Source organism: Vibrio echinoideorum, assembly GCF_024347455.1.
In the GTDB taxonomy this organism is placed as follows: Bacteria; Pseudomonadota; Gammaproteobacteria; order Enterobacterales; family Vibrionaceae; genus Vibrio; species Vibrio echinoideorum.
The window spans coordinates 3,065,533-3,079,850 of record NZ_AP025483.1 but is presented as its reverse complement, the minus strand read 5'-3'; the positions used below and the strand labels follow the sequence as shown (position 1 = coordinate 3,079,850).

Genomic DNA, 14,318 nt, shown 5'->3' with positions numbered 1-14,318 from the left:
AGATTAGGGAAGAAAATGAACAAGTTTACAGTAGACAATCAGTCGATGGCATACCTAGATGAAGGTCAAGGCCCTGTTGTTGTGTTAGGCCACAGCTACCTTTGGGATAGTGCAATGTGGAAGCCGCAGATCGATGCATTAAAAACTCAGTATCGCTGTGTTGTTCCAGAGCTTTGGTCTCATGGTGAGTCTCAAGCTGCACCAGCATCGATGCGTAACTTGAAAGATTACGCTCAGCACGTTTTGGCTCTGCTTGACCATTTAGAGATCGAAGAATTCTCTGTGGTTGGCTTATCGGTTGGTGGTATGTGGGGTACTGAGTTGGCGGAGTTAGCTCCTGCACGAATCAAGTCATTGGTACTTATGGATACTTTTGTTGGTCTGGAACCAGAAGTGGCTCACACTAAATACTTCAGCATGTTAGACACCATCACCCAAACAAAGATGGTGCCTCAACCGATTGTAGAAGCGGTTGTTCCATTGTTTTTTGCTAATGATGCTCAGACAAACACGCCAGCTTTAGTGGAAGGCTTTACTAAGCAGCTATCGTCACTTGAGGGTGAGAACGCAGAAGAAGTCGCACGAATTGGTCGAATGGTGTTTGGTCGCCGAGATATGATTGAAGCGGTAGAGAACTTTGCATTGCCTGTTTTGATTGCCGTAGGGCAAGAGGATAAGCCGCGTCCGGCATTGGAGTCATACCTAATGCATGATTGCATTACCGGAAGTGAATTGGTGGTGATTCCTGGGGCGGGTCATATTAGTTCGCTAGAGCAACCAGAGTTTGTGAACACAATGCTGAAGACGTTTTTAGATAAACATCTGCTGTAAGCTCTTAAAGACTGAATATTGCTGATCGGCTTAGACTTGTGTCGGTTTGAATTTATCTCGGTTTAAAAATGATTCGGCTTAGACACGACAGTTTAAGCCGATTTTTTTTGCCCGAGTTTTGGTTCGCTGCCATCGAGTAGGCGACGGATATTCTGGTGGTGACGCAGCACAATTAAGCAACACAACATGGCTACAGGCAGTGTGTATTGGGGTTTGACTAACCAAGCGTAGAACGGCGCAAGTAATACAGTAACCAGAGCCGCTAAAGAAGAATAACGAAACAAAAACGCCACGACTAACCATGTCGCCATGATCATGCCTGTTAAATCGAATCCAATTGGGGCAATGGCTCCGAGTGCGGTGGCAACGCCTTTTCCGCCTTTGAAGTGGAAGAATATTGGGTACATATGACCAAGGCACGCTGCAATGGCGACTACGCCTAAAATGATCGAGTCGATATTGAGGTAGTAGCCAAGCCAGACTGGAATGGTGCCTTTAAGCATGTCACAAAGTAGAACGGCTGCAGCGGCACCTTTGCCGCCCAAGCGAAGTACATTCGTTGCCCCTGGATTGTTGGAGCCTACCGTTCTTGGATCAGGAAGTCTTAAGACTCGGCATATCAAGACCGCACTCGAAATTGAACCTAGTAAATAGGCTGCAATGATCATGATAAGTGCCAAAGGGGTCATGTTTTTCCTTAAACGGTTATAAGCCTAACGATGGGAAAATAATGCTCAATCCAAGAGTAATTGATATCATATCCGGAATTACACGAATAATACGTTTTTTTCCCCAATATGGGTATCCGACCTCTAAAAGGACAAGTCATGGCATTGGATAAAGTTTTCATTGAACAGCTAGAAGTAATTACAACGATCGGTGTTTACGATTGGGAACAAGAGATTAAACAAAAGCTTGTGCTTGATATTGAAATGGCTCATGACAACCGCCCCGCGGGAAAAAGTGACGATGTAGTCGATGCTTTGGATTATTCGACAGTGAGCACTGCGGTATTAGACCATATTGCTAATGGTCGCTTCCTATTGGTTGAACGTGTAGCAGAAGAAGTCGCTGAATTGATCATGACTCAATTCTCAGTACCTTGGATTAAGATCCGTTTGGCTAAACCTGGCGCAGTGCCACAAGCGAAAGCTGTGGGTGTGATCATCGAACGAGGTCAAGCATGACAATAGCCTATGTTGGTGTTGGTACGAACATAGACCGCGACAAGCATGCAAGGGTGGCATGGACAGAGCTTCAATCGTTAGGGACTAACCTTAAATGCTCTAAAATCTATCACTGTGAGCCTGTAGGGTTTAAAAGCCACCCGTTTTATAACTTTGTGATAGAACTCGACACATCACTTTCATTGACTGAATTTTCACAGCAACTGCGTAAAATTGAGTTTAAATGGGGTCGTTCTCAAGATGCGCATAAACTTGAAGACCGAAAGCTCGATCTTGATATTGTGTTGTTTGGAGAGGTGATTTCTGTGAGCGATCCAGAATTACCACGCAGTGATATCTATAAATATCCTTTTGTAACACAACCACTTTATGATCTCTGTCCTGCGAGAGTGATCCCGCAAGACGGACGAACCGTCGGTGAAATATGGCAGAAGATGCAGCAATTAGACTCGCTCTCTGTCGTAGATATAAAACTATAATTTTTAAGGTAAGTAATGAGTTATTTTGAAGCGTTTTTGTTGGCGTTGGTACAAGGCTTTACTGAATTTCTACCTATTTCCAGCTCTGCACACCTAATTCTTCCTTCTGCTGTTTTAGGTTGGGAAGATCAAGGTTTGGCTTTTGATGTCGCAGTCCATGTCGGTACTCTGGCTGCTGTGGTTATTTATTTCCGCAAAGAAGTGGTCTCTCTTTTGAGCGCGTTCTTTGGTTCGGTATTTAAAGGCGATCGTAGTAAAGAAGCTAAGTTAGCGTGGATGATCATTCTCGCGACGATTCCAGCGTGTATTTTTGGCTTGCTGATGAAAGATATTGTCGAGCTTTACTTACGCAGTGCGTGGGTGATTGCCACGACCACTATCGTGTTTGGTTTGTTGTTATGGTGGGTAGATAAGAACTCAAGTCTACGTGATGATGAATACCAAGCGGGTTGGAAAAAAGCGTTGTTTATTGGTCTTGCTCAGGCAATGGCAATTATCCCAGGTACGTCTCGTTCTGGCGCAACCATTACCGCAGCGCTTTATCTTGGCTTTACACGTGAAGCTGCCGCTCGATTCTCATTCCTGATGTCTATCCCAATCATCACGTTGGCTGGTGGTTACTTGGGTCTTAAGCTTGTGACAAGCGGTGACCCAATTCATGTCGGCACTTTACTGACTGGTGTTGCAGTGTCTTTCATCAGTGCTTACATCTGTATTCACTTCTTCTTGAAGCTTATCTCACGTATGGGCATGACACCGTTTGTTATCTACCGCCTGATTCTAGGTTTTGGTCTGTTTGCTTTCTTGATGATGCAGTAGCACTCGATTTAAGTTTACGATCTACGAAAACAAATATTTCGTCCTACAGATTGAAACGGAAAAACCCGCCTAGTAGCGGGTTTTTTAATACCGGAGAATCAGCGCTATTGCGATTAATTATCAGCGAGTTCTGATAGGGCGTTTTCAATTGCGGCAGCTCTACGCTTTTCTTGTTCTTCTCGAATATCTTTGCCTTGAAAACCATCAGCAATTATCGCTTTGACTTCTACTTGAAGCGCTGCTTGGTAAGCGACTTCAAAACGTGCTTTTTGAGGGTAAGGCTGAGCTTCTAACCCTTTACGGCCAGCGTGATCAGCTTGGCAGCAAAGCAGTATGTCGTTGAGTCGATCTGGTTTACGCCAAACATCAAACTTATTCAGAACCTTTAGGAAAGTAGTGGGCTTGAGTTCGCCTGCGCGATGGATATTAGAGTGTTGCTCGCATACCAGCAGTGCTAAATCTCTAAACTCATTGGGCACTCGTACTCTTTGGCAAAGCCTTTTAATGATCTTTAAACCAGTGTGACAATGCATTTTGTGGCTTGGCCATTCTTTCTCTGGTGTGACGCCTTTGCCTAAATCATGTACTTGAGCGGCAAAACGCACGGGTAATGATGAGCTTAATAGCGCAGCTTGCTGAGCAACCATCAGAGTGTGGATGCCCGTGTCGATTTCTGGGTGCCATTTTTCAGGTTGAGGCACGCCAAATAGAGCGTCAATTTCAGGCAGCACAACAGCCAATGCACCACACTCTTTAAGTATCGAAAGGAATACTTCAGGGTGCGGAGTGCTGAGTGATTTATGCCACTCTTGCCAAACTCGTTCGGCAGTGAGATGTGCCAGTTCACCGGATTGAACGATTTCGCTCATCATGACCATAGTTTCTGGTGCAACCGTGAAGTTAAGGTGATGAAGCTTCGCAGCAAAGCGAGCCACACGCAGCACACGCAGAGGATCTTCAACAAAAGCATCTGAGACGTGTCTTAAAATTCGATCAGACAGATCTTTCTGTCCATGGTAAGGATCGCAGAGTTGGCCTTTGTCATCTTGAGCGATGGCGTTGATCGTTAGATCTCGGCGCATCAAGTCTTCTTCTAAACTCACGTCTGGAGCAAAGTAACATTCGAAGCCTGTGTAACCTGAGCCTGACTTTCTCTCGGTACGAGCCAGTGCATGCTCTTCTTTGGTTTTTGGATGTAAGAAGACAGGGAAGTCCTTCCCGACAGCGGTAAAGCCAAGGCTCTCCATTTCTTGCGGGGTACTTCCGACCACGACCCAATCTTTATCATAGCTTTCAATGTTGAGCAGTTTGTCGCGTACCGCACCGCCAACGAGATAGCGTTGTAGCCCATTCTCTTTTGGTAGGCTATCGAATATTTGCAACGTATCACCTCGAAATGTTTTATCACTGCTGGACTTTACTGCAAGCAATGGTACTTTCCATTAATCGTAATTATAGGGCAGCACATGTATAAGGAATATTTTGGCTTCGTTGAGATGCCATTTTCGATTGTACCAAATTCTCGCTATTTGTTTTTGAGTCAGCGTCACCAAGAAGCGATGCAGAACCTACAAGCCGGTTTAGGCGAGGGTGGGGGCTTTGCAATGCTTACAGGAGAGGTCGGTACAGGGAAAACAACGGTCGCCAAGGCAATGTTGTCTTCTCTCGATAGCCATACCCAAGCTGGCCTTATACTTAACCCTACATTTTCCAATACGGATTTACTTGAAGCTATCTGCGATGAGTTTGAGGTCGAGTACCCTGAACAGGCATCGTTAAAACAGTTGAGTCAGGTTATTCATCACTTCTTGTTGGATAGTCATGCTCAAGGCATTCAAACCTTATTGGTGATCGATGAAGCCCAACACCTTGCTGCTGATGTGTTGGAGCAGTTACGCCTACTGACCAACTTGGAAACCGACAGTCGCAAACTATTAAAAGTCTTGTTGGTTGGCCAGCCTGAATTGCAGCAACACTTACAAACGACTCAGTTGCGTCAGCTTGCACAGCGTATTACGGGTCGTTATCACTTGTTGCCACTCAATACTGAAGAAACTGGCAAGTACATCGCGTTTCGCCTGGAAATGGCGGGTGGCGAGCAAATGTTGTTTTCAAATCGCTCGGTTAAGTTAATCGCCCAATATACCCATGGTATTCCAAGGCTGATTAACTTGGTGTGTGATAAATCGCTTCAGCTCTCTTTTCACAATGGTGATCAAGCGCCTTCTAACGAGACAGTAAGCCAAGCTTGCCAACAAATCATGGCTTTTCAAGCTGATGTGTATCATGTTGAAAAACCTCGCAGCGCCCATGTGACACCAAAATTAATCCAATACGCAAGTGTCGCTACATTAAGTATTGGTTTAGCTTTCGCGACCTTCAATTTCGCTCCATCTTATATAGATTCTTGGCCAGAAAAGGAGTCTTCAAGCAAAGCACAAACTGAAGTGTCTGCACAGCTTCAGCGTTCTTTAGTGGCAGATTCATCCAAGCTAGTCGCTGAGCCTGAACCTTCAAAATTTGCATTACCGCAACACATTCAGCAGCACTTAATGCAAGGGACCAACCGTTCTCTGGCGATTAAGAATCTCTATACGCTTTGGGGATATCAGTCTTCTTTGCGTGATGGCTTGTGTTTAAGTGAGCCACAAAGTGTGTTCGTGTGCGAGCAACACCAATCCAACCTAGAGTCGTTGTTAGAGCTTGGTGTGTCTGTCGTTCTTAATTTAGATATAGAACAAGAGTCAGTGTTTGTGGTTCTTTATGGTGTATCTGGGGACTCGGTGGAGCTGCTCGTCAACGAAAAGCTGTTGGTGATGCCTAAGCGCTCTTTAGAACAAATATGGGACGGCGATTATGTCGCGATTTGGAAACAACCACTAAGAGAGACACTCAAAGTAGGCTACCAAGGCGAGGCAATTGCCATGCTTGATCTGTTACTTTCCGAAGTTTTGGATGAAGTTGTATCTGGCAGTGATGTGTTTGATAACGAGTTGAAAATGAAAGTTGAAGCCTTCCAGATTTGGCAGGGAATGTCGGTCGATGGCATTGCTGGCAAACGTACATTAGCAAGGCTACAACGATTAGCTCAACTCGACTCACCTAAGCTGATGTCATTAGATGGAGGTGCAAGCTGATGTCTCGCATTATGCACGAGCTCAAACAATCTGAGCTTAGAGGTTATCAAAGTCATTACGTACCGAATTCTGCAATGGCGATCAATAGAAAGAAAGGTTCATCGCTCGCTATGGGGTTACTCCTTGTGTTGGTTCCTTCCCTGCTAGTGGGAGGCGTTTTAGTTTACCAATCTCATAACCAACAACAGTCACCATCAGCAAATCAATCCGTTGATGTCATGCAGACAGAGCAAGTACCTCAACCTGACGTTAAACCTCAAATAACTGACGCTGACACACAAGCTATGGAGGCAACGTCAGAGGGAGTTCAAAACGAGGCGTTGTTTGCTGTTCGTGCTGCTCCGGCAAGTCAGACGTTAAAAGCACTACCGCGCCAAGCTGTGTATGCGAAGATTGACCTAGATAGCGGTAATAGTGCTGGTGGTTCAAATGTGATGTTGGCAAATGCAGATAAGCGCGCACAAACGACAACCAACGCTGACCTATCCACTGCGCAGTCATCAGTTCAATCAACTGCGAGTGATGAGAGTAGTGATTTGCAATCGGACAGTGATTTACTGCAAGGGCTAGATCTCAGTGAGTTACCACCGGATCTGGCATTGAAGCTTGAATCCATGATGGATGAGCAGCAAAACACGCCTGAGCCGATGGATTCTAGGCCTGCCGGGCGAGAGAATTCACAAGTCATCGAGTTAGAAACTCATATTAATAGCTTGTCTGGGGTATTACCCAAGTTAGACCTACAAACTCATATGTACTCTAGTAGTGAGATGAAACGTTGGGTTAAAGTGAATGGTCAAGAAATTGCTCAAGGAGACTGGATAGGGCAGGACATTCAGTTGCTTGAGATTAAACCACAATCGGTGATCATTGAGTTCAATCAGCAGAAGATAGAAATCCCAGCTCTGTACGAGTGGAAAGGCTAGTGTAATAGGGATTCGTTTTTCCAGTCGTACAGAGTGGAGATTTGAACGCGGAACCAAGACAAATAAAAAGGAGCACCGAGGTGCTCCTTTTTGATATTCGATACTGAATTTACTTTGATTCACGCAAAATACGTAAAGTAAGCAAAACGAGTCGCTTACGCCCAGCCGTTTGGTGACTTTCTGCGACGAGGCATAATGTGTGGCAGGATAAGGCCAAGTAGTAGACCAATACCAGCAACACCACCACCGTACATGAAGTACTTCAGTAGTAAGTCATCTTTTTGTGTGTCTAGCTTAGCACGTAGCTCACGGTTCTCTGTTTGAGAGCTGGTTAGCTGTTGGCTAATCTCGCTGTAGTTCTGTTCAAGCTCTGCAATTTGCTTGTTACGAGAATCTAGAGAGCTCGCTAGGCCAGCTTTTTCACTGTCAGCACTTTGACGAGCATTTGCTAGCTTGCCTTTTACTTCAGTTAGCTCTTTCTCTAGTTTAGGCATGCGTAGTGCCATGCTCTCTTGTGTGCTTACGAACTTGCTTTCAACCCAACCTTTACGACCACGGCTATCTTGTACTTCGGTATAACCAGTGCTCTTGTTGGTTTTTAGATAGGTAATCTTTTCACCAGCATCAACACTACCGATGATACGGAATGTGTTGTTTGGGCCAGAGTGCATATAAGTAAATAGTTTGTCAGCAATATAACGGTCTTGTGCAAAGGCAGCTGGAGCCGCAAGCATTGCGAACAAAACTAAGCTAATCAGTTTTTTCACAGTAAATCCCTTAACGATTCAAATTGGTTAGGCAGATGAGTCAGCCTCAATTAGCAAATAATATTTAGTTTCTTTATGCGGTGCAACAAAGAAGGGAGGCAAAGCCTCCCTTTCTGTGCGTTTGAGTCAATAATGACATGGTATTTACATATCATTACCGAAGCTCACCGTTTTCTGACGCTAATATTTACTAACGTCAGGGCTATTACATTGTAAACATAGCCTGAATTGCGTAGAAGAACACAACTGCAAGTAGTGCACCAGCAGGTAGCGTTACAATCCAAGAAGCAACGATGTTACGCACAACACCTAGGTTTAGAGCTGCGATACCACGAGCAAAACCTACACCTAATACCGCACCAACCAATGTTTGCGTTGTTGAGATTGGAAGACCAGTACCAGATGCAAGAACAACGGTACATGCTGTTGCAAGTTGAGCTGCAAAACCACGGCTAGGTGTTAGTTCTGTAATACCAGTACCCACTGTCGCCATTACTTTATGGCCCATGGTAGCAAGACCAACAACGATACCAATACCACCTAATGGAAGAATCCACCACGCAATACTGCTTTTCGCTGTAAGTTCACCCATATTCTCAACGGTTGATACTACAGCAGACAATGGACCAATCGCGTTTGCTACATCGTTAGAACCGTGAGCGAATGCCATCGCACAAGCGGTAATAACCATTAGAACGCTGAAGATACCTTCTACACCGGCAAAGCCATGGTCTTCTTCGCGATTAGCAAATTTCTTTTGAATGTATAAGTAACCGCCAACCATGACTACAGCAGAAACACCTGCTGCCCATAGCCATGCTTCAGTGCCGCTTAGGTGAAGGCCAACGTGCTTAAGGCCTTTCTTGATCGTTACAAGTGCAATGACCATTGTAGTAATGAACATGTACACAGGCACAAAACGCTTAGCGTTAAACAACGGATTTTCTGTATCAAATATCAGTCGTTGGGCACTTACGAAAATGAGATAGGCGAAGATGCCGGAAATCAACGGTGTGACAATCCAACTACCCACAATACCTTGAACGCTGTTCCAGTCTACTGCTTCTGTACCTACAGACACACACGCGAAACCGATGATTGCACCGATGATCGAGTGAGTCGTTGATACTGGCCAGCCCATGTATGATGCTAGAAGCAACCATGTACCAGCAGCCAGTAGCGCAGACATCATGCCGTACACAAGTACGTCAGGTTGATGAGCGAATAGAGACGTTTCGATAACACCTTTACGGATCGTGTCAGTTACTTCGCCGCCCGCAAGGTAAGCACCTGCGAATTCAAAGATCATTGCGATAATGATCGCTTGTTTTACGGTTAGAGCTTTAGAGCCTACTGAAGTGCCCATTGCATTCGCAACGTCATTTGCACCAATACCAATAGCCATCAAGAAACCGAAAGCTGCTGCAACAATAATCAGGACAGTGCCGTAGTTAGCAAGGATATCCATCGTAATACCTAGTTTTTTGATAACAAGCGGAACAAATTTAGACGCAAAAAACCGCTCAGCGAGAGAAATACTCAGCGCATAAGTGGTTTGGTTAAAAAATGCTCTTCGTTATATAGTTAGCGTATGATTTAAGATCGAGAAAGCATTACTTCAAGACGAGCGCCTACACGCTGTGCTTGATCTGCAATACCACCAACCCATTCAAGAATTTTGTATAAGAACATGATGTCAACTGGATTCATATCGTCTTCAATCGCCATTAATTGTTGGCGTAATTCGATCTGCATCGCGTCCGTGTCATCTTCAATTACATCTAATTGATGAATCATTTCAGCAACGAGTGTTACTTCACGGCCTTTAAAGCCTGTCTCAAGTAATTCGTCTAGTTCATTGATTACGTTTTGTGCTTGGTTCGCTGCATCTAGACAACGTTTAACGTAAGCGATGAAGTTCTGTTGCATTGGAGCTGGAATGACGAGTTGACGACCATATACACGGCCAGCAATGTCTTTCGCTAGGTTTGCGAGTTTGTCTTGTTGCGTTAATAGCTCCAACATATCGGTGCGATCAACTGGCATAAACAAACCACGAGGAAGTTTAAGGCGAATTTCACGTTTTAGTACGTCAGCTTCTTTCTCAAGGTGAGAAATTTGAGCTCGAATTTCAGATGCTTTCTCCCAGTCACCTTTTGAAGAAACTTCAAAGAAATTAACTAGGTGAGAACAACATTCGTTCACGCATACTACGTGACGCTGCAAAGGTTTAATTGGGGACTTTGCAAATAACCCCATAATTGTATTTACTGGCATGGTCATCCAACCTAATAAATAATAACCTTAAAACAACATACACCATATTCATGGTGAAATGTTAAGCGATGGCTACAAAGTCGCGCATGTTAACCTAATCAATGTCTCATTAAAACTGTTTTAGATCATCATAAGGGCGATATTTCTGACTTGCTGAGTTTTCAAATTGGCAATATCCTGTCCCTATCTTCACAGAAAGGTATAACTATGGAAACCGAGATAGAACTGAAGTTTTTTGTTTCTCCTGATTTTTCAGAGACTTTACGCAATAAAATTGCTGAAACTAAAGTACTTCAGCACAGTTGTCGTGAGCTAGGTAACATCTACTTTGACACCCCTGACAACTGGCTACGCAAGCACGATACAGGCTTGCGCATTCGACGCTTTGATGACGTATTTGTACAAACCGTAAAGACCGCTGGTCGTGTGGTCGCGGGCCTGCATCAAAGGCCTGAATACAATGCTGAACATGACAGCAATGAACCTAAGTTATCTTTACACCCAGAGGAGATTTGGCCTGAGGGTAAAGATATTGAAACGCTGCAAGCTGAGCTTACGCCTCTGTTTTCGACTAACTTCATTCGCGAACAGTGGTTGATTGGTATGCCTGATGGCAGTCAAGTCGAGGTTGCGTTTGACCAAGGCTTTGTCGAGTCAGGTGAACTACAAGACCCTATTTGTGAAGTTGAGTTAGAACTTAAATCGGGCCAAACGGATGCTCTATTTACTCTGTCTCGTCAATTCTGCGAACAGGGTGGTATGCGTCTAGGAAACCTCAGTAAAGCGGCCAAGGGTTATCGTCTTGCCCAAGGTTATCAAGGAGATGAGGTCACTCCTTTGACCTTAGTTGATACAAGCAAAAGTGATACTGTTGAATCGTGTTTCATTCAATCTTTAGAGCACGCTCTCGCTCATTGGCATTATCACGAACAGATTTTCACTGAACGTCAATCGATTGAGGCGTTGCATGAGATCAGTCATTCACTGAGTTTTATTCGTCAAACCTTTACTATTTATGGCGGCATTGTGCCTCGCCGTGCGAGTGCTATCCTGCGACAAGAGCTGAAATGGCTTGAGCAAGAGCTCGATTGGCTTAAGAGCTATGACCATTTTGAGGATTTACTTGAAGATAAAGGTCATGTGCTTCGCAAACTGGATGCGCGTAAGTTCTTAGTTGCTGAACTTAAAGAGATGGAAGAACAGCTTCCTGATCGTGAAGATTTACTTACCTTACTGAGCTCTGCCCGCTACACCGGTCTGCTGTTGGATTTAAGCCGCTGGATCTTATCTCGTGGCTGGCAGCCGTTTTTAGATGATAAAGCCCGTGAACAAATGGCGCACGGCATTGAATGGTTCTCTGTACAGCAGCTCGATCGCACATGGGCAGAGTTGATGGAAGCTTTCCCGCCAGAGCGAGTGATGACGAGCCAAGCGTATATTGACCAACAGTATCGCCTAATGCGCAACCTTTATACTGGTGTTGGTTTTGCGAGTTTATACGATGACGATGAACGTAATAGTTTCCGTTTGCCGTGGGCCGATCTAGTGCAAGGTATTGATGACTTACTGGCTCTTAGAACGCTTGCACCACTTACTGATAAGTTGGAAGGTGGAGAGAAGGTTCAACTGGAACGTTGGCTAGCTCGCCAAGAAGTATCGATTCTGCATGCGATGGAACAGACACGCCAAATCAGCGTGGAAGTTGAGCCATACTGGCAAGACTAAATTTAAGACCAATATGAATGATAAAGTAGGGCTTCGGCCCTATTTTTTTGTTTGTTTCTCAAGCGCCTCTATCCGTTCAAGTATCAGTTGTTGCTGCTCTAAAATCTTATCCAGTTTACGTTCTTTATTTTCAGCTCGTTGACTCTCATGATGAGTTGGTGAGGTGATCAACGAAGTAATCAAACCTGAAATCATACCAAATACACCCACACCGCAAACAATCACCAGAGACGCCACTAATTTTCCTGAACTGGTCACTGGATAATGATCACCGTATCCCACCGTACTGATGGTAACGAAAGCCCACCATAAGGCATCTTGGCCAGTGGTAATGTTGGCATTGGGATCCTTATGTTCCAACAAAAGGATCGTTCCGGCGCCTATGGTCAGGAGAATGACCAGTAGCAGAATAATCGATGCGAGCGTGGTCTCTTTTCTATTACGAAAGAGTTCTCTGAAAACACGTTTACCTGAACGCAAAACGAGAATCACACGCAAGATCTGAAAAATGCGAGCGAAACGAAGAGGTTCGATCATTGGGATGCTTGCTAAGAAATCGATCCAGTGTACTTTCAGATATTCTTTCTTGTTTTGTGATCTGAATAGATCAATCGTGAGCTGAAAAAGAAAAACACTACAGATTACAAAATCGAGGCCGATAAGGACTTGTTTTGATTCTTTATCAATCGGTACAAACAATAAGCCTGAGATCACAAATAACGCTAAGAAAGAGAGAATCAGTGATAATAAGCTCATCGGCTTGGTTGTGTCTTTGGTACTATTTAACATTCATACGAGGCTCAAAATAAATCGCGAACTTTGACTGACATAGCCACCTCGCGGATATAGAAGTCATCAATATATAAGAATTAATGGAGAACTGACAATGACTAAACTGTCATTCAAGCCGTGGGAAAGGATAATCTCTGACGTTCGTCTCGTTCCAAAAATGGTCATGCTGATGATATTCAGCACTATTTTGATCATTTCGAAACAGTTATGGGACGCAAGTACGTTTTACGATTCATTGCTTGCTGTAACCAATAATGCGCAAGTTGCACAGCAGCATTACGAGACTTACCTAGTTCAAGTGGCCTGGCAAACAGCCTTAATGATCGTTGTGTTTGTGGTTCTCTTATTGGCAGCAGCTCGTGTGATGTTGCGTCAAACTCAATATCTTAACGATGCGATTAAAACCATGGCCGATAAAAACTTATCGGTGCCTATTCAAATGGATTGTAAAGATGAATACGGCGATGTGGCTCGTGAACTAGAAAAAACGCGTGTCCAATTGAACGACATGATCAAAACTCAGGTGTCCTCTTCAGACGAGTTATTCGCTTTGACCGAAGTGATGACCATCAGCATGTCTGAAACTAAAGATTCGGCTCAAGAAGAATTCAATGAGATCGATCAACTTGCGACAGCAATGAGTGAGATGACTTCTACAGTGCAAACCGTAGCTGAGCACGCGCAAAGCGCCTCTTCACTAACTGAGCAAGCTTCAGGGCAAGCTCTTACGGGTCAGAAGTTCGTACAAGGCTCTGTTTCTAAGATGAGCGAACTGTCTTCAGATATCGCAGCCTCTGCAGCGGCGGTAAACCAAGTTGAAGAGCGTGTTGATTCGATTGGTAGTGTTGTTGGCACTATCCAAGGTATCTCAGAACAAACTAACTTATTGGCACTGAACGCAGCAATTGAAGCCGCGCGTGCAGGTGAAGCTGGTCGCGGTTTTGCAGTCGTTGCCGATGAGGTCCGTAACCTTGCGCAGCGTACTCAACAAGCAACGGTAGAAATTCAAGACATGATCAGTCAGCTACAAAGCAGTGCAAATTCAGCTGTCGAGTTGATGGAAAAAAGCGTTGTAGAAGCCGCTGAAGGCGTTGATCTTGTTACCAATGCTGGATCTGAGCTTGATGGTATTGTGAGCCAAGTAAACCAGATTAATGATATGAACTTCCAGATCGCGACAGCCGCAGGTCAACAAAGCAGTGTTGCTGAAGAGATGAGTGTCAACCTGACCAATGTTCGTGAGCTTGTTGAAGCGTCCGTTGTGGTAGTCAGTGAGCTGCTTGAAACGTCTCAACTTATGGAAACTAATGCGCAAGAGCTGGACGGTAAGATTAAGCAGTTTAAGGTTTAATCTTTAGCTTCTGGTTTTTATGTTGAA

14 protein-coding genes are annotated in these 14,318 nt (G+C 44.5%); 8 read left to right on the top strand and 6 right to left on the bottom strand.

The features are described from left to right. Positions 1-15 precede the first annotated feature (15 nt). Positions 16-831 carry an alpha/beta fold hydrolase gene (locus tag OCV36_RS13860; protein WP_135456203.1) on the top strand — a complete coding sequence of 272 codons (816 nt, stop codon included), beginning with the start codon at positions 16-18 and terminating at the stop codon, positions 829-831. 92 nt (positions 832-923) lie between these two features. On the opposite strand, the gene plsY is transcribed toward OCV36_RS13860, so the two are convergent. After that, positions 924-1,520 (bottom strand): glycerol-3-phosphate 1-O-acyltransferase PlsY, encoded by a 597-nt coding sequence (gene plsY, locus OCV36_RS13855; RefSeq protein WP_016767764.1) that lies wholly within the window; start codon positions 1,518-1,520, stop codon positions 924-926. Between the two features lie 138 nt (positions 1,521-1,658). Here plsY and folB point away from each other — a divergent pair, with 138 nt between their 5' ends. From folB to OCV36_RS13840, 3 genes are read left to right on the top strand one after another with little or no spacing between them, the layout of a single operon-like run. Beyond that, positions 1,659-2,018 carry a dihydroneopterin aldolase gene (gene folB, locus OCV36_RS13850; protein WP_004735969.1) on the top strand — a complete coding sequence of 120 codons (360 nt, stop codon included), beginning with the start codon at positions 1,659-1,661 and terminating at the stop codon, positions 2,016-2,018. Beyond that, positions 2,015-2,497, top strand: a complete 483-nt coding sequence (gene folK, locus OCV36_RS13845; protein ID WP_017072781.1) for a 2-amino-4-hydroxy-6-hydroxymethyldihydropteridine diphosphokinase — start codon at positions 2,015-2,017, stop codon at positions 2,495-2,497. The genes folB and folK overlap by 4 nt, the downstream gene beginning before the upstream one ends. Positions 2,498-2,512: 15 nt before the next feature. Next, positions 2,513-3,316 (top strand): undecaprenyl-diphosphate phosphatase, encoded by an 804-nt coding sequence (locus OCV36_RS13840; RefSeq protein ID WP_135456205.1) that lies wholly within the window; start codon positions 2,513-2,515, stop codon positions 3,314-3,316. A gap of 113 nt (positions 3,317-3,429) precedes the next feature. Here OCV36_RS13840 and OCV36_RS13835 read toward each other — a convergent pair whose 3' ends face one another. Beyond that, the gene (locus OCV36_RS13835; RefSeq protein WP_135456207.1) at positions 3,430-4,746 is read right to left on the bottom strand and encodes a multifunctional CCA addition/repair protein; all 1,317 of its coding nucleotides are present in this window, start codon (positions 4,744-4,746) and stop codon (positions 3,430-3,432) included. Between the two features lie 36 nt (positions 4,747-4,782). Here OCV36_RS13835 and OCV36_RS13830 point away from each other — a divergent pair, with 36 nt between their 5' ends. After that, positions 4,783-6,453 carry an ExeA family protein gene (locus OCV36_RS13830; protein WP_210114718.1) on the top strand — a complete coding sequence of 557 codons (1,671 nt, stop codon included), beginning with the start codon at positions 4,783-4,785 and terminating at the stop codon, positions 6,451-6,453. Beyond that, on the top strand, positions 6,453-7,379 hold the full coding sequence (locus tag OCV36_RS13825; protein ID WP_135456209.1) for a general secretion pathway protein GspB: 927 nt from the start codon (positions 6,453-6,455) through the stop codon (positions 7,377-7,379). The genes OCV36_RS13830 and OCV36_RS13825 overlap by 1 nt, the downstream gene beginning before the upstream one ends. A gap of 155 nt (positions 7,380-7,534) precedes the next feature. On the opposite strand, the gene OCV36_RS13820 is transcribed toward OCV36_RS13825, so the two are convergent. The 3 genes from OCV36_RS13820 to OCV36_RS13810 form a co-directional block, all read right to left on the bottom strand. Then, positions 7,535-8,146, bottom strand: coding sequence for a TIGR04211 family SH3 domain-containing protein (locus tag OCV36_RS13820; RefSeq protein WP_017072786.1), 612 nt, complete (start codon positions 8,144-8,146; stop codon positions 7,535-7,537). A 205-nt stretch (positions 8,147-8,351) separates the two neighbouring features. Beyond that, entirely contained in the window at positions 8,352-9,614 is a 1,263-nt protein-coding gene (locus OCV36_RS13815) for an inorganic phosphate transporter (protein WP_004735961.1), read from the bottom strand. Positions 9,615-9,742: 128 nt separating this feature from the next. After that, positions 9,743-10,423, bottom strand: a complete 681-nt coding sequence (locus OCV36_RS13810; RefSeq protein WP_029224734.1) for a TIGR00153 family protein — start codon at positions 10,421-10,423, stop codon at positions 9,743-9,745. A gap of 207 nt (positions 10,424-10,630) precedes the next feature. On the opposite strand from OCV36_RS13810, the gene OCV36_RS13805 reads away from it, so the two are divergent. After that, a complete protein-coding gene (locus tag OCV36_RS13805; RefSeq protein ID WP_017072788.1) occupies positions 10,631-12,148 on the top strand; it encodes a CYTH and CHAD domain-containing protein in 1,518 nt (505 codons plus the stop codon). Between the two features lie 39 nt (positions 12,149-12,187). Here the strand turns inward: OCV36_RS13805 and OCV36_RS13800 are convergent, their stop codons facing one another. Beyond that, a complete protein-coding gene (locus tag OCV36_RS13800; RefSeq protein WP_102553861.1) occupies positions 12,188-12,937 on the bottom strand; it encodes a potassium channel family protein in 750 nt (249 codons plus the stop codon). Positions 12,938-13,034: 97 nt separating this feature from the next. On the opposite strand from OCV36_RS13800, the gene OCV36_RS13795 reads away from it, so the two are divergent. Beyond that, positions 13,035-14,291, top strand: a complete 1,257-nt coding sequence (locus OCV36_RS13795) for a methyl-accepting chemotaxis protein (protein WP_017072790.1) — start codon at positions 13,035-13,037, stop codon at positions 14,289-14,291. Positions 14,292-14,318 lie beyond the last annotated feature (27 nt).

Bases quoted from the DNA above. Each gene is read 5' to 3' on its own strand.
- OCV36_RS13860 (WP_135456203.1), top strand. From the start codon at position 16: ATGAACAAGTTTACAGTAGACAATCAGTCGATGGCATACCTAGATGAA.
- plsY (WP_016767764.1), bottom strand. From the start codon at position 1,520: ATGACCCCTTTGGCACTTATCATGATCATTGCAGCCTATTTACTAGGT.
- folB (WP_004735969.1), top strand. From the start codon at position 1,659: ATGGCATTGGATAAAGTTTTCATTGAACAGCTAGAAGTAATTACAACG.
- folK (WP_017072781.1), top strand. From the start codon at position 2,015: ATGACAATAGCCTATGTTGGTGTTGGTACGAACATAGACCGCGACAAG.
- OCV36_RS13840 (WP_135456205.1), top strand. From the start codon at position 2,513: ATGAGTTATTTTGAAGCGTTTTTGTTGGCGTTGGTACAAGGCTTTACT.
- OCV36_RS13830 (WP_210114718.1), top strand. From the start codon at position 4,783: ATGTATAAGGAATATTTTGGCTTCGTTGAGATGCCATTTTCGATTGTA.
- OCV36_RS13825 (WP_135456209.1), top strand. From the start codon at position 6,453: ATGTCTCGCATTATGCACGAGCTCAAACAATCTGAGCTTAGAGGTTAT.
- OCV36_RS13815 (WP_004735961.1), bottom strand. From the start codon at position 9,614: ATGGATATCCTTGCTAACTACGGCACTGTCCTGATTATTGTTGCAGCA.
- OCV36_RS13810 (WP_029224734.1), bottom strand. From the start codon at position 10,423: ATGCCAGTAAATACAATTATGGGGTTATTTGCAAAGTCCCCAATTAAA.
- OCV36_RS13805 (WP_017072788.1), top strand. From the start codon at position 10,631: ATGGAAACCGAGATAGAACTGAAGTTTTTTGTTTCTCCTGATTTTTCA.
- OCV36_RS13800 (WP_102553861.1), bottom strand. From the start codon at position 12,937: ATGTTAAATAGTACCAAAGACACAACCAAGCCGATGAGCTTATTATCA.
- OCV36_RS13795 (WP_017072790.1), top strand. From the start codon at position 13,035: ATGACTAAACTGTCATTCAAGCCGTGGGAAAGGATAATCTCTGACGTT.